Source organism: Streptomyces sp. NPDC002870, assembly GCF_042888505.1.
Lineage (GTDB): Bacteria > Actinomycetota > Actinomycetes > Streptomycetales > Streptomycetaceae > Streptomyces.
In genome coordinates, this window is record NZ_JBIAPW010000036.1 from 64,632 (window position 1) to 85,367 (window position 20,736).

18 protein-coding genes are annotated in these 20,736 nt (G+C 70.7%); 2 read left to right on the forward strand and 16 right to left on the reverse strand.

Annotation, left to right across the window (positions count from 1 at the left end; translation table 11 throughout):
- Nucleotides 1-45: 45 nt before the first annotated feature.
- Both ACFYWY_RS31740 and leuA read right to left on the reverse strand, forming a co-directional pair.
- Nucleotides 46-738, reverse strand: coding sequence for a TerB family tellurite resistance protein (locus ACFYWY_RS31740; protein WP_389192755.1), 693 nt, complete (start codon nt 736-738; stop codon nt 46-48).
- A 425-nt stretch (nt 739-1,163) separates the two neighbouring features.
- Nucleotides 1,164-2,924: a 2-isopropylmalate synthase gene (gene leuA / locus ACFYWY_RS31745; protein WP_389192758.1), complete on the reverse strand. Its 1,761-nt coding sequence runs from the start codon at nt 2,922-2,924 to the stop codon at nt 1,164-1,166.
- 298 nt (nt 2,925-3,222) lie between these two features.
- On the opposite strand from leuA, the gene ACFYWY_RS31750 reads away from it, so the two are divergent.
- Both ACFYWY_RS31750 and ACFYWY_RS31755 read left to right on the forward strand, forming a co-directional pair.
- On the forward strand, nt 3,223-4,290 hold the full coding sequence (locus ACFYWY_RS31750) for a M4 family metallopeptidase (protein ID WP_389192761.1): 1,068 nt from the start codon (nt 3,223-3,225) through the stop codon (nt 4,288-4,290).
- Nucleotides 4,291-4,315: 25 nt separating this feature from the next.
- A complete protein-coding gene (locus ACFYWY_RS31755) occupies nt 4,316-4,582 on the forward strand; it encodes a protealysin inhibitor emfourin (protein WP_389192764.1) in 267 nt (88 codons plus the stop codon).
- A gap of 114 nt (nt 4,583-4,696) precedes the next feature.
- On the opposite strand, the gene era is transcribed toward ACFYWY_RS31755, so the two are convergent.
- From era to ACFYWY_RS31825, 14 genes are all read right to left on the reverse strand, one after another.
- Entirely contained in the window at nt 4,697-5,638 is a 942-nt protein-coding gene (gene era / locus ACFYWY_RS31760) for a GTPase Era (RefSeq protein WP_389192767.1), read from the reverse strand.
- Nucleotides 5,639-5,658: 20 nt separating this feature from the next.
- Nucleotides 5,659-6,648, reverse strand: coding sequence for a WxL protein peptidoglycan domain-containing protein (locus ACFYWY_RS31765; protein ID WP_389192770.1), 990 nt, complete (start codon nt 6,646-6,648; stop codon nt 5,659-5,661).
- Between the two features lie 97 nt (nt 6,649-6,745).
- A complete protein-coding gene (locus ACFYWY_RS31770) occupies nt 6,746-8,116 on the reverse strand; it encodes a beta-xylosidase (RefSeq protein ID WP_389192773.1) in 1,371 nt (456 codons plus the stop codon).
- A 247-nt stretch (nt 8,117-8,363) separates the two neighbouring features.
- Complete coding sequence (locus tag ACFYWY_RS31775; RefSeq protein WP_389192776.1) at nt 8,364-8,717, reverse strand: cytidine deaminase; 354 nt, start codon at nt 8,715-8,717, stop codon at nt 8,364-8,366.
- 177 nt (nt 8,718-8,894) lie between these two features.
- Nucleotides 8,895-9,248: an MmcQ/YjbR family DNA-binding protein gene (locus ACFYWY_RS31780; protein ID WP_389192778.1), complete on the reverse strand. Its 354-nt coding sequence runs from the start codon at nt 9,246-9,248 to the stop codon at nt 8,895-8,897.
- The gene (locus ACFYWY_RS31785) at nt 9,245-10,528 is read right to left on the reverse strand and encodes a hemolysin family protein (protein ID WP_389192781.1); all 1,284 of its coding nucleotides are present in this window, start codon (nt 10,526-10,528) and stop codon (nt 9,245-9,247) included. The genes ACFYWY_RS31780 and ACFYWY_RS31785 overlap by 4 nt, the downstream gene beginning before the upstream one ends.
- Nucleotides 10,525-11,022 (reverse strand): rRNA maturation RNase YbeY, encoded by a 498-nt coding sequence (ybeY, locus tag ACFYWY_RS31790; protein WP_389192784.1) that lies wholly within the window; start codon nt 11,020-11,022, stop codon nt 10,525-10,527. Before ybeY ends, ACFYWY_RS31785 begins: the two co-directional genes overlap by 4 nt.
- Nucleotides 11,023-11,034: 12 nt before the next feature.
- Nucleotides 11,035-12,060, reverse strand: coding sequence for a PhoH family protein (locus ACFYWY_RS31795; protein ID WP_389192787.1), 1,026 nt, complete (start codon nt 12,058-12,060; stop codon nt 11,035-11,037).
- 137 nt (nt 12,061-12,197) lie between these two features.
- A complete protein-coding gene (locus tag ACFYWY_RS31800) occupies nt 12,198-13,307 on the reverse strand; it encodes a carbohydrate kinase family protein (protein ID WP_389192790.1) in 1,110 nt (369 codons plus the stop codon).
- Between the two features lie 248 nt (nt 13,308-13,555).
- Nucleotides 13,556-14,854, reverse strand: coding sequence for a glucarate dehydratase family protein (locus ACFYWY_RS31805; protein ID WP_389192792.1), 1,299 nt, complete (start codon nt 14,852-14,854; stop codon nt 13,556-13,558).
- 279 nt (nt 14,855-15,133) lie between these two features.
- Nucleotides 15,134-16,135: an adenosine deaminase gene (locus tag ACFYWY_RS31810; protein ID WP_389192795.1), complete on the reverse strand. Its 1,002-nt coding sequence runs from the start codon at nt 16,133-16,135 to the stop codon at nt 15,134-15,136.
- Nucleotides 16,136-16,151: 16 nt separating this feature from the next.
- Nucleotides 16,152-17,060, reverse strand: coding sequence for a ribonuclease Z (locus ACFYWY_RS31815; RefSeq protein WP_389192798.1), 909 nt, complete (start codon nt 17,058-17,060; stop codon nt 16,152-16,154).
- A 15-nt stretch (nt 17,061-17,075) separates the two neighbouring features.
- Nucleotides 17,076-17,435: a histidine triad nucleotide-binding protein gene (locus ACFYWY_RS31820; protein WP_389192801.1), complete on the reverse strand. Its 360-nt coding sequence runs from the start codon at nt 17,433-17,435 to the stop codon at nt 17,076-17,078.
- A gap of 90 nt (nt 17,436-17,525) precedes the next feature.
- Nucleotides 17,526-20,723 (reverse strand): S41 family peptidase, encoded by a 3,198-nt coding sequence (locus tag ACFYWY_RS31825; RefSeq protein WP_389192803.1) that lies wholly within the window; start codon nt 20,721-20,723, stop codon nt 17,526-17,528.
- Between the last annotated feature and the right edge of the window lie 13 nt (nt 20,724-20,736).

A 20,736-nucleotide genomic window follows, 5' to 3' on the forward strand; every position in this document is an offset into this window, starting at 1 on the left:
GCGGGGCGGGAAAAAAGCCCCGCGGAGCCGCCGTCGCGCGCGCCGCTAGAACGGCGTACGCGCCGCCGCCAGCAATCGCGCCGTGTCGTCCGCGCACAGCCGCAGCGCAGCCCCCACCGTCGCCAGCACATCCCGCTCCGCCGGGCTGTACGGCCCGTCCGCCAGGGCGATCCGCGCGCCCTGCAGCAGGATCGACTCGCGGCCCGCGGGGGCCAGGTGCGGCGCGAGCGGCTCCAGCGCCTCGTGGAGCTCGATGGCGAGCGCGGCGCCAAAGGGCCCGGCGTCGGTGACGAAACGGCCGGTGTCCGCGGCGAGGGCCTCGATCAGGCCCGTGAGCTGGTCCTCCGTGCAGTCGTCGAGGCCTGCCGCGCGAACCGTCGCGACGGCGGTCTCGCGGACCGAGCGGGAGGACGTGCCGCCGGCGGCGAGCACGGCGAGGGCGACGGTGTGGACGGCGTCACGGAGCATCGCGGAGAAGCGGGCGGTGGTGGGGTGGTCGAGGGCCTCCATGCCGAAGTGGCTGTGGCAGGCGGCGCATTCGACGACCGGGCCCGCCGAGCCGCGCGGAAGCAGCGGCACACCGAGGACGGTGAGGCGACGGCGGCCGGTGCGTCGGCGGTAGTTGCGGTCGCCTCCGCAACCGGGACAGAAGAACTCACCGTCGCCCACAGTGTTCCAGGCTGTATGAACGCCGCAGACCAGCACTTTTCGGCCGAATAGTCCTCGGGCTGGCTGCACGTCCCACCTCCGTAACTCCCCCGTAGCCCTTCGGGCACGAGGGCGCCCACGGCAACGTTGCCGCGTTGACGTGATGTTAGCCACAGCGGTGAGGCGGCGTCAGTACCCCGGCAACAGTACGACTGGACATGGCCGATCCTCGCCCTCGCCGGGAACCCGGCGACGGGCCGTGTCGTCCCGTGGGTCAGTACCCCACTGGCCTGCCCTGTCGCCCCAGCACCGGACACCCCCGACTGCCCGGCCGCCCCTTCAAACGCACATGCGAAACCAAGCAGCGATGAGTGGAATTCGTTCCGGAGATGTCCTCTTCGACGGCCGTGTGGGCCGTGACGCGACGGACGGGCCTGGATTCCAGGCCCGTCCGTCGGCCGCCGAACGAGCGGCCGCCGGGCGGACCCGGGTCAGCCCTCGCCGCGCCCTGTGTCCTAGCGCGCGGCCCGGTTCACCGCGGAGACGACCGCCTTCAGCGACGCCCGCGTCGTGTTCGCGTCGATGCCCATGCCCCACAGCACCTTCCCGTCGATCGCGCACTCGATGTACGACGCCGCCTGCGCCGAGGCGCCCTCGCTCATCGTGTGCTCCTGGTAGTCCAGCAGCCTGGCGTCCACGCCCACCACGTTCAGCGCCTCGAAGAACGCCGAGATCGGACCGTTGCCGGAGCCGGTCAGCACGGTCTCCACGCCGTCCACGACCGCCTCGACGGTCAGCGTGTCGACGCCGTCGGTGTCGGTGGTGGTCTGGCCGGAGCGCAGCTGGATACGGCCCCACGCGTTGTCCGGGTTCGGCAGGTACTCGTCCTGGAAGACCGACCAGATCGCCGTCGGCGTGACCTCGCCGCCCTCGGTGTCCGTCTTCGTCTGGATGATCTTCGAGAACTCGATCTGCATCCGGCGCGGCAGGTCCAGCTTGTGGTCGTTCTTCAGGACGTACGCGATACCGCCCTTGCCGGACTGCGAGTTGACCCGGATGACCGCCTCGTAGGAGCGGCCGACGTCCTTCGGGTCGATGGGCAGATACGGCACGGCCCACTCGATGTCGTCGACCGTCTTGCCCTGGGCGGCCGCGTCGGCCTCCAGCGCGTCGAAGCCCTTCTTGATGGCGTCCTGGTGGGAGCCGGAGAAGGCGGTGTAGACCAGATCGCCCGCGTAGGGGTGGCGCGGGTGGATCTCCATCTGATTGCAGTACTCGCTCGTACGGCGGATCTCGTCGATCTGCGAGAAGTCGATCTGCGGGTCGACGCCCTGCGAGAACAGGTTCATGCCCAGCGTCACCAGGTCGACGTTGCCGGTGCGCTCGCCCTGGCCGAACAGACAGCCCTCGATCCGGTCCGCGCCCGCCATGATCGCCAGCTCGGCGGCGGCGACGGCGGTGCCGCGGTCGTTGTGCGGGTGCACGGACAGGCAGACGTACTCACGGCGCGACAGATTGCGCGACATCCACTCGAAGCGGTCGGCGTGCGTGGACGGAGTCGAACGCTCCACCGTGGCGGGCAGGTTGAGGATGATCTCGCGTCCGGCCTCCGGCTGCCAGACGTCACAGACGGCCTCGCAGACCTCCAGCGCGAAGTCCAGCTCGGTGTCGGTGAAGATCTCCGGGCTGTACTGGTAGCCGAAGATCGTCTCGTCAGTGAGGATCTTCTCGGCGTACTCCATCACCAGCCGCGTGCCGTCCACGGCGATCTGCTTGACCTGCTCCTTCGAGCCGCGGAAGACGACCCGGCGGAAGGTGGGCGCGGTGGCGTTGTACAGGTGGACGGTGGCCCGGTGCGCGCCGCGCAGTGACTCGACGGTGCGCTCGATCAGCTCCTCGCGCGCCTGGGTCAGGACGGAGATCGTCACGTCCTCGGGGATCGCGCCCTCTTCGATGATGGAGCGTACGAACGCGAAGTCGGTCTCGCCGGAGGACGGGAAGCCGACCTCGATCTCCTTGTAGCCCATGCGTACGAGCAGGTCGAACATCTCGCGCTTACGGGCCGGCGACATCGGGTCGATCAGGGCCTGGTTGCCGTCGCGCAGATCGGTCGACAGCCAGCGGGGGGCTTTGGTGATCCGTTTGTCGGGCCAGGTGCGGTCGGGGATGTCCACGGCGTCGTACGTGCCGTACTTGTGGATCGGCATCCCGGAAGGCTTCTGGGTGTGGGTCGCGTTGGTGACGGGCGTGGGGCGACCGACAGAATGGTCAGACATTTGCGTAGGGCTCCTCGGGGGTCCATCAAGTTGGACGGCCGACTGAGTCGAAGCAGCAGCAGATCCCGCGGGGAGGGGGTCGGCCTACGACTACAGGCCCTCGCCGCGGCAGCTAAGGAGAAGCAGCCCGAAACGCATGATGCGCATCACCATAGCCGAGGCTCACGAGAAGCGGACGTCCCGTATCACTATGCGGGACACAACTTCGGTTACGGGTAAACGGTGATCCATCACTCCATTTCATCAATCATGGTGGCAACTAGTGACAGCTGTATGACCCAGTGCCACAGTCGCCCGCATGGACGCAAACGCCCGCCGGGTAAACCCGGTCTTCTGCACCATCGTGCCGCCGCATGTCCTCGACAAACTGGCCCGCGCCGAGGACCCCGCGATCGCCGAGCCCGCCGCCCGTACGCTCGAGCACGACGCCCTCCAGCGCACCCGCCGCCGGATCACCACGGTCCGCGGCCTCGCTCCGAGCGTGCGTGGCACCGCCTCTGACAAGCCGAACCGCACGATCTACGACGCCCAGCACCGCGAGACCGTACCGGGCAAGAAGGTGCACTCGGAGAGTGACGAGCCGGCCAAGGACGCCACGGTCAACCGCGCCCACGCGGGCCTCGGCGCGACCTTCGAGCTGTTTCTCACGGCGTACGGCCGCCGCTCCATCGACGACGCCGGCCTGCCTCTGAACGCGACCGTCCACTACGGCGAGAAGTACGGAAACGCCTTCTGGGACGGCGAGCGGATGGTCTTCGGCGACGGCGACGACGATCTGTTCCTGGACTTCACGCTGCCCGTCGACGTGATCGGGCACGAGCTCGCGCACGGTGTCACGCAGCACACCGCGAACCTGGAGTACTTCAGCCAGTCCGGCGCACTGAACGAGTCCATGTCGGACGTCTTCGGCTCGCTGATCAAGCAGTACTCCCTCGGCCAGAGCGCCGACCAGGCCGACTGGCTGATCGGCGCGGGCCTGCTCGGCCCGAACGTCACGGGGGTCGCCCTGCGCTCGATGAAGGAGCCGGGTACGGCGTACGACGACGATGTCCTCGGCAAGGACCCGCAGCCCGCGACGATGGAGGACTACGTCAAGACCGGCCGCGACAACGGCGGCGTCCACATCAACTCGGGGATCCCGAACCACGCCTTCTACTTGGCCGCCACCGCGCTGGGCGGCAGTGCGTGGGAGCGGGCGGGCCAGATCTGGTACGACGTGCTGACCGGCGGCGAGCTCACGACGACGGCGCAGTTCAGCGACTTCGCGGCCCTGACAGTGGCCGCCGCGCGCGCTCGCTACGGCGAGGGCGCGGAGCAGGAGGCTCTGCTGAAAGCGTGGTCCCAGGTCGGGGTGCCTACCAACTGAGGCGTTCTCGTACTAAACAGGACCCATGCGAATTCAGGTAAGGCGCACGGGAGGATTCGCCGGCATCGAGCGGTTCGCCGAGGTGGACACCTCGGGGCGGACCGATGCGAGCGAGTGGCACGCCCTGGCCGAGCAGGCGGTGGCCGGCGGCCGGGGCACGCCGCCGGTCGGGGTGCCGGACGGGTTCAGCTACCAGATCACGGTCGACGAGCGGACGGTGTACTGCTCCGATCCCCGGCTGTCCGAGGCGCAGCAGCAGCTGATCTCGCGCGTCCTCAAGGAAGGCGCCTGAAGGGCGCGGGCGCCGACGCCGAGGCGGCGTCCGCGCCGTCCCCCTGGGCGACCGCGAAGTCCCGGACGAGCGCCAGCAGGGTCTCGTCCGCGGTGCGCGGGCCGCCGTTATGGATCAGAACCCCAGCTTGCGCAGCTGCTTCGGGTCCCGCTGCCAGTCCTTGGCGACCTTCACATGCAGGTCCAGGAAGACCGGCGTGCCCAGCAGCGCCTCGATGTGCTTGCGGGACTTGGTGCCGACTTCCTTCAGGCGCTTGCCCTTCGGGCCGATGATGATGCCCTTCTGGCTGGGGCGCTCGATGTAGACGTTCGCGTGGATGTCCAGCAGCGGCTTGTCCGCCGGGCGGTCCTCGCGCGGCAGCATCTCCTCCACCACCACCGCGATCGAGTGCGGCAGCTCGTCCCGTACGCCTTCCAGCGCGGCCTCGCGGATCAGCTCCGCGACCATGACCAGCTCGGGCTCGTCGGTGAGATCGCCCTCCGGGTAGAGCGTGGGGCCCTCGGGCAGCAGCGGGATCAGCAGGTCGGCAACCAGCTGGACCTGCTTTCCGCCGACCGCAGAGACCGGGACGATCTCCGCCCACTCCATGCCCAGCTCCTTGCCGAGCCGGTCGATCGCGATGAGCTGCTCGGCGAGGGTCCTGGAGTCGACCAGGTCGGTCTTGGTGACGATCGCGACCTTCGGGGTCTTCTTGATCCCCGCGAGCTCCTTGGCGATGAAGCGGTCGCCGGGGCCGAGCTTCTCGTTCGCGGGCAGGCAGAAGCCGATCACGTCGACCTCGGCCCACGTCGTCCGGACGATGTCGTTGAGACGCTCGCCGAGCAGCGTGCGCGGCTTGTGCAGGCCTGGGGTGTCCACCAGGATCAGCTGCGCTTCGGGGCGGTGCACGATGCCGCGCACCGTGTGCCGGGTCGTCTGCGGCCGGCTGGAGGTGATCGCCACCTTCTGGCCGACGAGAGCGTTCGTGAGGGTGGACTTGCCCGCGTTGGGGCGGCCTACGAAGCAGGCGAAGCCGGCCCGGTGGGGGCCGTTGTTCTCATCAGTACGAGCGCTCATGGCGCCCATTCTCCCTGATGTCACGCGCCCCGGAGTACGCCCGGCCGCCGAAGCCGCAGCCGCGCCCACACTCCCGCCCCCGCAAGGGCCGCCGCGAGCACCACCGCGACCAGCCACGGCAGCGCGAAGAAGGAGGCCCCTGCCGACTCGCGGACGTCCCGCGCGCTGGCCGTGAGCCGGACCTCGCCCCATTCGAGCCGGGGGGCGCCCGACCAGCGTTCGGTCAGGCGGATCTTCTGACGCGGCAGCAGTTCGGAGGGGATCTTCGTCAGCTCGCGGCTGAGCAGATCGCGTCCGAAAAGGCCCTCCGCCTTGAGCGCGACCTTGGGGTTGAGGGTGACATTGCCGCGGTTGTGGAGCGTGTACGAGATCAGCGCGCTGCTCTCGCCGGTGCCCGGCACCAGGGGCTGCTGATGGGTGAGTTCGACGTTCTCGACGGAGAGCGCGGGCACGGTGGGGCCGCCCACCCGCAGATAGACGCGCGCGCCGACAGCCTGCTGTATGCCGACGGCGACAGAACCCGTCGAGGGGCGGACGCGTTCGTCGAGGGCGACGACCGCGCCGGGGTGGTCGCCGGGCTCGGCCCCTTCGGGGACCGCGAGGGTGTACGGCACGGTGACCGAGCTGTTCGCCGGGACGGTGACCCGCTCGCGGTCGAGCGTGGCCCATGCGCCGACGCCGCGCTGCTTCTCGCTTCGCGCGCGTACGGCGAAGCCGCCGTCCCGCTCGGTGTTGTACGCGTCGGCCGCGTAGAGCCGGAAGGTCCGCGGGGCCGCGGTCTTGTTGGTGACGGTCACCCGGTCGGTGAGGGTCGTGCCGGGATCGGCCGAGAGGTAGAAGTACGGCCGCCTGCCCGGCTCGGTGGAGGTCCCCCCGGCGGAGCGAGGGGGAGAGGCGGGATAGACGGACCAGTTGCCGTTGTCGGCGGCGCGCGCGGCCGGGACGGCGGCGTATCCGTGCACCAGCACGACCAGGACCGGCAGCATCAGCAGGACGTACAGCTTGCGCATGTGCGGAGCCCCCATGATGAGGCGGGCCGACCGGGTGCGCGCCCGGCCCGCTGTTCTTGTTCTGTGGCTGACTCGTTCTGTGGCTGACTCGCCGCGGTCAGGTGAGCGTGAGGGTCAGTACGCCGGAGTACGCGCCGGGGGCGGTGTACGCCGGGACATTCAGCGAGACCTTCGCGTCCACGGTGAACTCGCCTCCGGTGAGCGCCCCGTTGGGGGTGGAGGCCAGTGTCGCGCCCGCGCTGCCGACGGCTCCCGCCGAACCGGCGACGCAGGTGCTGGGACTGCCCTGCTTGGTGGTGCAGGCCGGCGTCCAGCCGAGCTTGCCGGCGTCGATCCTGCCGCCGGGCCCGGTGAAGTCGGTGACCTTACCGGTCAGCGACCAGCCCGCGGGGCCGCCGCGGAAGTCCTTGACCGTCACCGTCTTCAGATCGCCGGTGGACGCCCCGCCCGCGCCGAAGTCGACCGCCGAGAGAGCGACGGTTTCACCGGCCTGGGACATGGACAACGTGCCTGCCGCGACGGAGGAGTTGAGCTTCTGGCTGTTGCCGGGCAGTGGGGTGTCGTCGATGACGGTGTACGCCGCCGGGCCCGCGCCCTTGTCCGTGGACCAGGCGGCGCCCTCGTACGCGACGATGCCGGTGGTCGCCTTGTCGTTGACCTTGAGTTGTGCGGTGAAGCCGCCGTTGGCGTCGGACTTGAAAGTCGTCCTGTCGGCGGTCTCGGCGGCTCCGGCCCGTCCGACGACGGTGACGTCGGCGAGCGGGGTGAACTTCGCGCCGGTGACGGTGACCTGGTCGCCGGGCTTGCCGGAGGCCGCGGCCAGCTGGATGGAGCGCTCATTGGCGCCGGGCTGGTCCGTCGCGACGATCGTCTCGGAGACGGGCGCGGGCGGAGCGATGACCGTGCAGGGGGTGTCCAGCTCCATGATGTAGCTGGTGTGGATGTTGTAGTCGCCGGGCGAGAGGGTGATCGAGCCGGGCGCGGTGACCGTGAAGGTGCCGGTCATCGAGAACGGCGGGAACGCGCCCTTGCCGGGGACGGGTGGATTCTTCTTGGGTCCGGTGACGGTGACGCTGCCGGCCTGTGCGCCGCCGACGGCGACCTTGCCGCTGGGCGTCATGATGTCGGCCGGGAGCGCGATGTCGACCGGGTTGCTGGCGGCGGGTTTGGTGACGGTGTACGTGACCGTGACGGTGTCGCCGACCTTGGGGGCGGCGTTGTCGACGGTGATCTGGGCGGTCGTGGTGCCGTCGATGGGCGGGATGCCGGCGATGGGCGGCGGTACGCAGTGGGTCGCGAAGTCCACCGGTGCGGAGGCGGCGGCCAATGCGTGCGCGGGCCCGGCGAGCGCCGCAGTACCGGCGACAAGGGCGACCGTTCCCAGTGCGGCGGTCCAGCGCCGCCTGCGGCCGGCGGGTTTGCGAGGGACAGATCTTCGAGCAGCGGATCTTCGGGTGGCTGTAGCCATGATTGCCCCCTTCTGAGGAATGCCGGGGGCCATTGACGTGGTACGGCCGGAAGAAGTCAATGGAATCGAAATGCACCGTCTGATGACCCATCAGATACTGTCAAGATCCGCGTTTCCGCAGGCCGGAAGGGGAATCGGCGCCACCGCAAAAGGTGACGCCGACCCCTGTTACAACGGTGCTGTCATGTCCGCCCCGGCGGCGAACCGGCCGCGAGCGCAGAGTTCTCCCTGCCGCTGGGGCGCGTCCTCAGCCCGCGGCGACCGAAGCCTTGAGCTCCCCGTCGGGCCCGGCGAGCAGCACCGGCGTCGCGGGCCCGCCCAGGTCACGTACCGCGGCGCGGTCCTCTTCGGAAGCGGCGTCGGCATCGGAGACGACGGCCGCGGCCTCCAGCGACTTCGCGCCGCTGGCCACGGCCATGGCGACGGCGGTCTGCAGCGCGCTCAGCTTCAGCGAGTCCAGCGCCACGGTCCCGGCGACGTACGTGCGCCCGGTCTCGTCCCGTACCGCCGCCCCCTCCGGCACACCGTTACGGGCCCGGGCGCTGCGCGCCAGCGTGATGATCTTGCGGTCCTCGGGGCCGAGGTCGGTACTCTGCGTCATGCCCCGAGCATAGATCGACGGGCGTGAACGGAAACGGCGAGGCCCCCGGAGCGGGCTCAAAAAGTTCCGCCCGACCGGCGGATATTCACGGTCCGGCCGGACTTTCAAGCCTCGTGGGGGTCCCCCCGGACGAAGTCTGGGGGAGTTTGAAGGCGGGGGGCGCGGGGCGGAGCCCGGTCAAGGGCGGTCCAGCCGCAGCCGTTCCGCCTTCGGCAAGCCCGCCACCACCAAGTCGTAGGAGTCCTCGACCAGTTCACGAACCATCCGGTCCGAAAGCCCCCCGACCGTCACGGTGTTCCAGTGGCGCTTGTTCATGTGATAGCCGGGGGTGATCGCCGGATGGTCCGCGCGCAGTTGGACCGCGATCTCCGGCTCGCACTTCAGGTTCACCCTGAGCGGCTCCGCGTCCAGCGCGCTGAGGGCGAAGAGTTTGCCGAGAACCTTGAAGACGGACGTCTCGGGCCCGAACGGAAACTCCTCCACCGCCGCGTTGAATTCCAGGCAGAACGCCCTGAGTTCCTGCGGGGTCATAGGGACTGCCTCTCCTCCGGCTCCGACAGCACCGTGACGATCTTGTTCCGGCGGCCGGCCGGCGACTCCGCCGTAAGCCGCAGCGTGCGCCCGTCCGGCAAGTCCACCGGCGCGGACGCCCCCGCGATCGGCACCCGGCCGAGCGCCTTCGCCAGCAGGCCGCCGACCGTCTCCACGTCCTCGTCGTCGAGTTCGTCGAGGCCGTACAGCTCGCCGAGGTCCCCGATGTCGAGCCGGGCGGTGACCCGGAAGCGCCCGTCGCCGAGGTCCTCGACCGGCGGCAGTTCACGGTCGTACTCGTCCGTGATCTCGCCGACGATCTCCTCCAGGATGTCCTCGATCGTGACGATGCCGGCCGTGCCGCCGTACTCGTCGATGACGACGGCGACATGGTTGCGCTCCTGCTGCATCTCGCGCAGCAGATCCCCGGCGTTCTTCGTGTCGGGCACGAACATCGCGGGCCGCATCGCCGTGGAGACCAGATCGGCCTCCGACTCGCGGTTGATGTGCGTCTTGCGGACCAGGTCCTTCAGGTAGACGACACCGACGATGTCGTCCTCGTTCTCCCCGGTCACCGGGATCCGGGAGAAGCCGGAGCGCAGGGCGAGGGTGAGCGCCTGCCGGATGGTCTTGAAGCGCTCGATGGAGACCAGGTCGGTACGGGGGACCATCACTTCGCGTACGAGAGTGTCGCCGAGCTCGAAGACGGAGTGCACCATGCGGCGCTCGTCGTCCTCGATCAGCGACTCCTGCTCGGCCAGGTCCACCATCGCCCGCAGCTCGGCCTCGCTCGCGAACGGGCCCTTGCGGAAGCCCTTTCCGGGCGTGAGCGCGTTGCCGATGAGGATCAGCAGCTGCGGGACGGGGCCCATGATGCTGGCGAGCGGGAGCAGGACGTACGCCGCTGCCGTGGCGGTGTTCAGCGGGTGCTGGCGGCCGATGGTGCGCGGGGATACGCCTACCGCGACGTACGAGACGAGCACCATCACGCCGATCGCGACGAGCAGCGCCTGCCAGGTCTCGGCGAACTCCTGCAGACAGACGTATGTGACCAGCACGCCTGCCGCCATCTCGCATGCCACCCGTACCAGCAGGGCGACATTGAGATAGCGGGTCGGGTCGGCGGCGACCTGCGCCAGCTTCGCGGAGCCGCGCCGCCCGGAGCGCTCGGCCTCGGCGGCGCGGAAGCTGGAGACGCGCGCGATGCCGGCCTCCGCGCAGGCCGCGAGCCAGGCGACGACGACCAGCAGAATCGCGCCGACGAGCAGTTGGCCGGTCATGAGACGGTCGGCGCCGGGGACGGACCGGTGAGGCCCTTCTCCGCCCGCCAGCCGTCGATGATCGCCGCCTGGAGACCGAACATCTCGCCCCGCTCGTTCGGCTCCTCGTGGTCGTAACCCAGCAGATGCAGCACCCCATGGACGGTCAGGAGCTGGAGCTCCTCGTCCATGGAGTGCTGCGTCGGAGCCTCTTCGCCCTGCTTCTGGGCGACTTCGGGGCAGAGCACGATGTCACCGAGGAGCCCCTGCGGGGGCTCCTCGTCGTCCTTGACCGGCGGGCGAAGCTCGTCCATCGGGAAGGACATGACATCGGTCGGACCTGGCAGGTCCATCCACTGGATGTGCAGCTGCTCCATGGCCGCGGCGTCCACGACGATCACCGAGAGCTCGGAGAGCGGGTGGATGCGCATCCGCGCGAGCGCATAGCGGGCGACATCGAGGATCGCCTGCTCGTCGACCTCGGTTCCGGACTCGTTGTTGACGTCGATCGACATGGCGCGCTCTGACTACTTCCCGTTTTGACCGTTTTGACCGTCGTACTTTTCGTACGCGTCGACGATACGGCCGACGAGCTTGTGCCGGACGACATCTTGACTTGTGAGCCGGGAGAAGTGGACGTCCTCGACGCCCTCCAGGATTCCCTGGACCTGGCGCAGTCCGCTCTTCGTGCCGTTCGGCAGGTCGACCTGGGTGACGTCACCGGTGATGACGATCTTCGAGTCGAAGCCGAGCCGGGTCAGGAACATCTTCATCTGCTCGGCGCTGGTGTTCTGCGCCTCGTCGAGGATGATGAACGCGTCGTTGAGCGTCCGGCCGCGCATGTACGCCAGCGGCGCGACCTCGATCGTGCCCGCCGCCATCAGCCGCGGGATCGAGTCGGGGTCGAGCATGTCGTGCAGCGCGTCGTACAGCGGCCGCAGATACGGGTCGATCTTCTCGTACAGCGTGCCGGGCAGGAAGCCGAGCCGCTCGCCCGCCTCCACCGCGGGACGGGTCAGGATGATGCGGTTGACCTGCTTGGACTGCAGAGCCTGGACCGCCTTGGCCATGGCCAGATACGTCTTGCCGGTACCGGCGGGGCCGATTCCGAACACGACGGTGTGCTTGTCGATCGCGTCGACGTACCGCTTCTGGTTGAGGGTCTTGGGGCGGATGGTCCGGCCGCGGCTGGAGAGGATGTTCTGGGTGAGCACCTCGGCCGGCGTCTCGACCTCGCCATTGCCGCTCTCACTGGCCCTGAGCATGGCGATCGAGCGTTCCACTGCGTCCTCCGTCATCGGCTGCCCGGTGCGGAGCACGAGCATCATCTCGTCGAACAGGCGCTGGATCAGAGCGACTTCCGCCGCGTCGCCGATCGCGCTGACCTGATTGCCCCGGACATGGATGTCGGCCGCCGGGAAGGCCTTCTCGATCACGCGCAGCAGGGCATCACCCGAACCCAGGACCGTCACCATCGGATGCTTGGCGGGGACGGTGAAGTGGGCTCGTGCCTGCCCCTGCGTCGGGGTCTGGGCTGTGGGTGTCTGAGTCATGGGCCGGCTCTGTGGCCTGCACATACCTCCCGTTGCAGGGTTCTCGCTGCTCGACAACCTCTGGACACCAAGCCTACGACCTGACACTGACAAGACCGAGGGCTTTTACGGCGGGTGCCGGGGGGCCGCGCCGCGGCTCAGGCCGAACGGCCGAAGCCGATGGTCGGCACCGCCCTGCGCAGCGGCCAGGGCCTGGTCGGGGCGGGCAGCAGCGACTCGAGGAAGGCGTACCGGCGCAGGGCCGCGGGGTCCTGGTCCTCGCAGCCCTGGACGTACTGCCACCAGGCCGCGATCTCGGACCAGCCGGGCGCGGAGAGCGATCCGCCGAACTCCTGCACCGACAGGGCGGCGGTCAGCCCGGCGAAGGCGAGGCGGTCGGCGAGCGGCCAGTCGGCGAGGGTGCCGGTGACGAACCCGGCCACGAAGACGTCCCCCGCGCCGGTCGGGTCGAGGGCCTCCACCGCGATGGCCGGGACCTGGGCGCTCTCGCCGGTCGCGCCGTCCACCGCGTACGCGCCGTCCACACCGAGAGTGACGACGGCGAGGCGCACACGCTCGGCGAGGGCGTGGGCGGCGGCGCGCGGGCACTCGGTGCGGGTGTAGCGCATCGCCTCCTCTGCGTTGGGCAGGAAGGCCTCGCAGTGCTCCAGATCGGCGAGGTCGGCAGGGTCCCAGCGGCCGGTCTCGTCCCATCCGACATCGGCGAAGACGCGGGTGCCCTTGCGCGCGGCCTGGGCGATCCACTCGGCGCGTGAGGGGGTCAGCGAGGCGATGGCGGCGCGGGCGGGCGGCGGACAGTCGGGCTCGGACTCGGCCGGCGGGGCCTCGTGGCCGTGGGAGACCATGGTGCGCTCGCCCTCGTACGCCATGGAGACGGTGACGGGCGAGTGCCAGCCGGGGACGGTGCGGGAGAGGGAGAGGTCGATGCCTTCGCCCTGTTCGAGAGCGTCCCAGCAGTACTCGCCGTAGTGGTCGTCCCCGAACGCGGCGGCGAGCGAGGTGCGCAGCCCGAGCCGGGCGAGCGCGGTGGCCATGTTGGCGACGCCGCCGGGGCTGGATCCCATGCCACGGGCCCAGGACTCGGTGCCGCGGACGGGGGCGGAGTCGAGGCCGGTGAAGATGATGTCGAGGAAGACGCTGCCGGTGAGGTAGACGTCGCAGCGGGGATCGGCGGGGGTCCGCAGGGCCGCGAGGGGGTCGAGGCCGTCGGCAGCCTGGTCCAGTTGCTCTCCGTGTCGAGTCGTCACCGTGCCGCTCCCGGTACGTGGTGCAGATCAGGCCAGTCTGCCTGATGGAGGGGGGACGGGGGGTGCGGAGGGTGCGGGGCCGGGGAGGTCTCCCCACCCCGGCCCATCCCGAAACTGGGGCAAGCCCCAGACCCCGGACGCCATTCGGGCGTTGGGGGGGGACCTCCCACGCCCGCAGGGCGTAGGGGGTGGGGGCACCTCCCATGCCAGAAGGGCTATGGGGGAGGTCCGGGGCGGAGCCCAGGCGGCTACCAGCGGGGCACCGGCGGCGCGGTCCAGCCGGGCTCGGCGACCCGCATCGCCGCCGCGTCGTCGCGGTCGCGCATCGTGCCGTCGTCGTCGAGCCAGCGCCGGTGGAGGCGGGCGAGGCGCCCGCGGTCGAGTTCGACGCCCAGGCCCGGAAGATCACAGACAGCCAGCCGGCCGTCCTTGAATTCGAGGCGCTCGGTGATGACGTCCTCGGTCTGCCAGGGGTAATGGCTGTCGCAGGCGTAGTCGAGGTTGGGGACGACCGCGGCGACCTGGGTCATCGCGGCGAGGCTGATGCCCAGGTGGGTGTTGGAGTGCATCGACAGGCCGACGCCGAACGTCCGGCAGATCGCGGCCAGTTCACGGGTGCTGCGCAGGCCGCCCCAGTAGTGGTGGTCGCAGAGGACGACCTGCACGGCACCCCGGGCGAAGGCCTCCGGTATCTCGGCGAAGGTCGTCACGCACATGTTCGTGGCCAGCGGCACGCCCGTCCCCGCCGCGACCTCCGCCATCCGGGCGGTCGTGGACGCCGGGTCCTCCAGATACTCCAGTACGTCGGCCAGCTCCTCCGCGACCCGCAGCGAAGTCTCCACCGACCACGCGCCGTTGGGGTCCAGCCGCAGCGGCTGTCCCGGGAACGCCTCCGCCAGCGCGCGAACCGCCGCGATCTCCTCGTCCGGCTCGAAGACGCCGCCCTTGAGCTTGAAGGAGGCGAAGCCGTAGTCGCGGGCGAACCGCCTGGCCTGGGCGACGATGCCTGCGGGGTCGACCGCCGCGCCCCAGTCGTCGGGCTCCCCCGCCCCGCCCGGATGTCCGGCCCAGCGGTAGAAGAGATACGCGCTGTAGTCGACGGCGTCGCGCACCTTGCCGCCGAGCAGCGCGTGCACGGGGAGCCCGAGTGCTTTGCCGAGCGCGTCGAGGCAGGCGACCTCGAAGCCGGAGACGACCGAGAGCCGCAGTTTGCCGGCCGTCTGCACGCCACGCAGCCCGCCGACGTCGACGGCCTTCGCGCCGGTGGCCTCGGGCGAGTCGCCGCACACCAGGTCCGCGAGCCGGTGCAGCCCGTTCACATCGCTGACCTGGCAGCCGGGCAGCGCGTCCGCCAACGGGGCCGCCAGATCGAGGTACTTGGTATCGCCGTAGGTCTCGCCGACGCCGGTGACGCCGCCCGCCGTGACCACCTCGACGATGAGGCGGGGGGTGTACGGCTGGTGCACGCCCTGCGTGTTGAGCAACGGCGGGTCGGCGACGAGGATCGGGGTGAGCCGCACTTCTGTGATCGTCAGGTCCTGCGTCATGCGGTCGCTCCTACGAGGTCGAGTCCGTCCACGAGCAGTGCGTCGAGGTCCGCGCGCGCCATGCCGTCCGACAGTCGCGCGGCGACGGCGGCTGCCGTGGCCTGCTCGATGCCGTCTCCCTATGTAGATGTTGTACACGGATGAGAATGGAGATTAGATACGCGCACAGAGCCCGTCAATGGGCCGGGGGGCCCTGGAGGCGGACTCGGCCTCGATCCGGGGCGGTTACGCGGTCGACCGCTGCCGGCGCTCCCGTACCCGGGGCTCCGCACCGTGGGGCTATTCCGGCGCGGCGAACTCGTACGCCTCGACCTCCGCGATCAACCTCCCCCTCCGCTCCTCGTCGTCCTCCAGAAACGCCGCCACAAACGAATTCCGCGCCAGCTCACGCAGCTGCTCGTCGTCCAGCCCCAGCGCCTCGTGCACCGCGTGGAACGTGTCCCCGACGTAGCCGCCGAAGTACGCGGGGTCGTCCGAGTTGACCGTGCACAGCAGCCCCGCGTCCATCATCCGCGCCAGCGGGTGCTGTTCCAGGGTGTCGACGACCCGCAGCCGGACGTTCGACAGCGGGCAGACCGTCAGCGGAATCCGCTCCCGTGCGAGCCGCTCGACCAGCTCCGGGTCCTCCATGCAGCGCAGACCGTGGTCGATGCGCTCCACGCCGAGGACGTCCAGGGCCTCGCGGACGTACGCCGGCGGGCCCTCCTCGCCCGCGTGCGCGACCTTGCGCAGGCCGAGCGTGGCAGCGGCCTCGTACACCTCGCGGAATTTCGACGGCGGGTGCCCGACCTCCGCCGAGTCCAGGCCGACCGCCGCAATCCGGTGCAGATGCGGCTTCGCGGCCTGGAGCGTCTCCATCGCCGACTCGGCGGACTCGTCCCGCAGGAAGCACATGATCAGCCGGGTCGAGATCCCGTGCCGCTCCTCGCTGCGGTCGAGCGCGCGGGCCAGGCCCTCGACCACCGTGGCGAGCGGGATACCGCGGGAGGTGTGCGCCTGCGGGTCGAAGAAGATCTCCGCGTGGCGTACGCCCTGAGCCGCCGCGCGCGCCAGATACGCGTCGGTGAGCTCGGCGAAGTCGTCCTCGGTGCGCAGGACGGCCATCAGGCTGTAGTAGAGGTCGAGGAAGGACTGCAGATCCTCGAAGAGGTAGGCGCGGCGCAGCTCTTCGGTGTCCTTGTACGGCAACTCGACGCTGTTGCGCGCCGCGAGCTCGAAGGCCAGCTCGGGTTCGAGGGTGCCTTCGATGTGGAGGTGCAGTTCGGCCTTGGGGAGGGGCACGGCGTTCTCGTCTCGGTTACGGGTGACGTTTGGGGAAGGGGACGCGAAGCAGGTCGTGAGCGACGGTCAGTTCCCCCTCGAAACCGGCCGCGCGCGCCTGCCGCTCAAATTCTTCGGGTTCGCTGTACCGCTGCGAGAAATGCGTCAGGACCAGATGCCGCACGCCCGCGTCACGAGCCGCCCGGGCCGCCTGCCCGGCGGTCAAGTGGCCGTGGTCCGCGGCGAGAAGCTCGTCCCCGTCGAGGAAGGTCGACTCGATGACGAGCACGTCGGCGCCGTCCGCGAGCTCGTGCACGCCGTCGCAGAGCCGGGTGTCCATGACGAATGCGAAGCGCTGCCCTCTGCGGAGCTCGCTGACCGCGTGCAAGGGAACGCCCCCCACCTCGCCCTCGCGCTGGAGCCGCCCGACGTCCGGGCCCTTGATGCCGTACTCGGCGAGCTTCTCGGGCAGCATCCGGCGGCCGTCCGGCTCGACGAGGCGGTAGCCGTACGACTCGACTGGGTGCGAGAGTCTGCGGGCCTCGATGGTGTACGACGCGGACTCGGCCAGGATGCCGTCGGCGGCGACCGGGGACGCGATCAGCTCGACCGTCTCGCGGTAGGCCGTCGCGTACCGCAGCCGGTCGAAGAAGCGCTGCCCGCTGGCCGGATAGTGCGCGGACACCTCGTGCGGCACCCGGTCGAGGTTTATCCGCTGGATCACCCCGGCGAGGCCGAGGGAGTGGTCGCCGTGGAAGTGCGTGACGCAGATCCGGTTGATGTCGTGTGCGGCGACCCCGGCACGCAGCATCTGGCGCTGGGTGCCCTCGCCGGGGTCGAAGAGGATGCCCTCGCCGTCCCAGCGCAGGAGGTAGCCGTTGTGGTTGCGGTGCCGCGTGGGGACCTGGCTGGCGGTCCCGAGCACGACGAGTTCACGTACGGACAAGGTGCGTCGGCTCCGTTATCCGGGGGGCCACGCGAGGCCGCGGCCGCCCAGCAGGTGGGCGTGGGCGTGGAAGACGGTCTGTCCCGCGCCGGAGCCGGTGTTGAAGACGATCCGGTACCCGGCGCTGTGGACCTTCTCCTCGGCCGCGATCTCACCGGCCTCCCGCAGCAGATCGGCGACCAGCTGCGGCTCGGCGGCGGCGAGGGCGGCGGCGTCCCGGTAGTGCGCCCTCGGGATGACCAGGACGTGCGTCGGGGCCTGGGGGTTGATGTCGCGGAAGGCGACGACGGTCTCTGTCTCCCGCACCACGGTGGCCGGCACCTCCCCCGCGGCGATCTTGCAGAACAGGCAGTCAGCCTGCGGTTCTCCTGCCATGCCGGGGTCCTCCTCGCGTGAGTCCACTACGACCGGCATCGTATCGAGTGATCGGGTTCGCGGTGCTGTGGGCAGGCGGCCGGCGCCTCCCTACGGCAGCGCCGGAGGCGACTTCGCCGGGTTCTCCGTCAGCACCGCCAGCGCCATCCGGACCGCCTCGTCCAGCTGCGGATCGCGGCCGGCCGCGTGGTCCTGAGGGGACATCACCACCTCCACGTCGGGGTCCACGCCGTGGTTCTCCACGCCCCAGCCGTAACCCTCCAGCCAGAACGCGTACTTGGGCTGCGTCACCAGCGTCCCGTCCACCAGTGTGTACCGGCTGTCGATGCCCACCACGCCGCCCCAGGTACGCGTGCCCACCACGGGGCCGATGCCCAGCGCCTTGATCGCCGCGTTGACGATGTCGCCGTCCGAGCCGGAGAACTCGTTCGCCACCGCGACGACCGGCCCGCGCGGCGCGTCCTGGGGGTAGCTGAAGGGCTGCATCCCGCGCGGCAGGTCCCAGCCCACGATCCGGCGCGCGAGCTTCTCCACGACGAGCTGGGACGTGTGCCCGCCGCGGTTCTCCCGTACGTCCACGACCAGCCCCTCGCGCGCCACCTCGACCCGCAGGTCCCGGTGGATCTGCGCCCAGCCCGGCGCCTGCATGTCGGGGACGTGCAGATAGCCCAGCCGGCCGCCGGACTTCTCGTGTACGTACGCACGCCGGCCGGACACCCACGCGTGGTAGCGCAGCGGCTCCTCGTCGGCGAGCGGGACGACGACCGCATGGCGCGGATCGCCGCCGCCCGCCGGGGAGATGGTCAGTTCGACGGGCTTGCCCGCAGCGCCCACCAGCAGCGGTCCCGGCCCGGCGACGGGGTCCACCGGGCGGCCGTCCACCGCGAGGATCACGTCGCCCGCGCGCACCGCGACGCCCGGCGCGGCGAGGGGCGAGTGGGCCTTCGGGTCGGACGTCTCTGACGGCAGGATGCTGTCGATGCGCCACGCGCCCTCCGCCGCACGGGAGATGTCCGCGCCCAGCAGCCCCTGGCGCGTCGAGCTGCTGCCGTACCCGCCGCGCGGCGTGACGTACGCGTGCGAGGTGCCGAGCTCGCCCTGCACCTCCCACAGAAGGTCCATCAGATCGTCGTGGGTGGCCACGCGCTTCAGCACCGGGCGGTAGCGGTCGAGTACGCCGTCCCAGTCGACGCCGCCGAGGTCCGCGCGCCAGAAGTTGTCACGCATCAGCCGGCCGGCCTCGTCGTACATCTGCCGCCACTCGGCGGCCGGGTCGACACTGGCGCGTACGCGCGAGAGGTCGACGGTGATGTTGGTGTCGCTGTCCTCGTCGCGCGAGGCCCTGCGGTCGCTCGGCACCACCTTGAGCTTGCCGTCGGTGTACAGCAGCACCCGCTTTCCGTCGCCGCTGACGTGGAAGCTCGTGGCGTCCGAGGAGAGTTCCTCGATCTGCTGCTGGACCAGGTCGTACCGCTCCAGCGCGGTCCTGGGCCCGGGGTCGTCGGGCGTGGCGCGGGTCGTGCCGAGGACGCCGCGCAGCGGGTGGCGCAGCCACAGCAGCCCGTCCTTGGCGGCGCGCAGCGTGGAGTAGCGGGCGGCCTCGACGGGGAACGGCACTATCCGGTCGGCGAGCCCTTCGAGGTCGATACGGGTCACCGGCGCGCCGCTCTCCTCGCCGTCCTGCTGCCGCTGGTCCTTGTCCGCCTCGAATGCCCGCCCGTGGCGCTGCGGTCCGAACGGCGACGGCGTCGTGGCCGCCAGCGTGATCAGGTGCGGGCGGCAGCCGCCGACGAAGGCGAGGTCGAAGACGTGCGTGTCGTAGACCGGGTCGAAGGCGCGCTCGGAGAGGAACGCGAGGTGCTTGCCGTCGAGCGTGAACGCGGGCTGGAAGTCGCAGAAACGCAGCGGGGTGGCCTCGGACACCGACAGATCGGCGGTGTTGGCGAGCTTGAGCTGGCGCAGCGGGTCCGGCCCCGGGTGCGACCAGGCGAGCCAGCCGGAGTCGGGCGAGAAGGCCAGGCCGGTGGCCTCGCCGTGCTCGCTGCGGTCGACCTCGCGGACCTCGCCCGACTCGCGTTCGACGAGCAGTACGCGGCCGTCGTGCGAGGCGACGGCGGCGCGGCTGCCGTCGGGGGCCACGGCCAGGCTCAGGACCCGGCCGAGCCGTCCGGCGCCGAGCCTGCGCGGCGTCGCGCCGGGCGCCGGGCCGGTGGACGGCGCGAATTCGAGGGCGTCGTCGCCCTCGGCGTCGGTGACCCAGACGGCGTGCTCCTCGCCGTCGACCCGGAAGGTGCGGGGCAGCCTCGCCCGTACGCCGGGCTCCACCCCCAGTGCCCGCGCGGGTCCTTCCCGGTGGGTGACCCAGTGGACGCCGCCGCGGATCTCCACGGCGCTGCCGCGTCCCGTGTGGTCGGGCGTGGCGGTGCCCAGGTAGTAGTCGGCCTTGACGGGGCGGGGCCGCAGATCGGTGCGCTGGCCGCCGAGCCGGATGTCGAGACGGCGGGGCTCGGCGCCGTCGAGGTCGTCGAGGAGCCACAGTTCCCCGGCCGAGGCGTAGGCGACCCGGGTGCCGTCGGTGGCGGCGTGGCGGGCGTAGAAGCCGTCGACTCCGGTGTGCCGCCGCAGATCGGACCCGTCGGCCAGGGACGAGTACATCGCCCCCACGCCTTCGTGGTCGGAGAGGAAGGCGATCCGGTCCCCCGCCCACAGCGGGTACTCGATGTTCCCGTCGAGCTCCTCATGCAGGCGTACGAACTCCCCGTCGCCCGGCCGGTCGATCCACAACTTGCCCGCCGTGCCGCCCCGGTAGCGCTTCCAGGCGGCGGCCTCGCGTCCCATCGTGGCGGAGAGCAGCACGGTGTGCGGCCCGTACGCCACATCGCCCACGGGCCCGTAGGGCAGGACCGTCGCGGGCCCGCCGTCGAGCGGCACTGCCCGCGCCCAGCTGCGGCGCAGCGAGGCCTGGCCGTACGTACTGATCGCGAGGACCTCGCCGTCCGGGGTCCAGCCGCGAACGGACGTCCTTCCGCTGCCCCAGTACGTCAGCCGGTCCGCGGGCCCGCCGTCGATGGGCGCGAGATGCACCTCGGGCGCGCCGGCCAGCTGCGAGGACCAGGCGATGTGCGTGCCGTCGGGCGAGATCCTGGGGTGGTTCACCGGAATGTTGTCGGCGCTGACGCGCCAGGCCCGGCCGCCGTCGAGCGGGGCGACCCAGACGTCGTCCTCTGCGGTGAAGGCGATCAACTCGCCGCGGACATGCGGATACCGGAGGTAGGCAGGGTGCGTCACACAGTCACCCTAG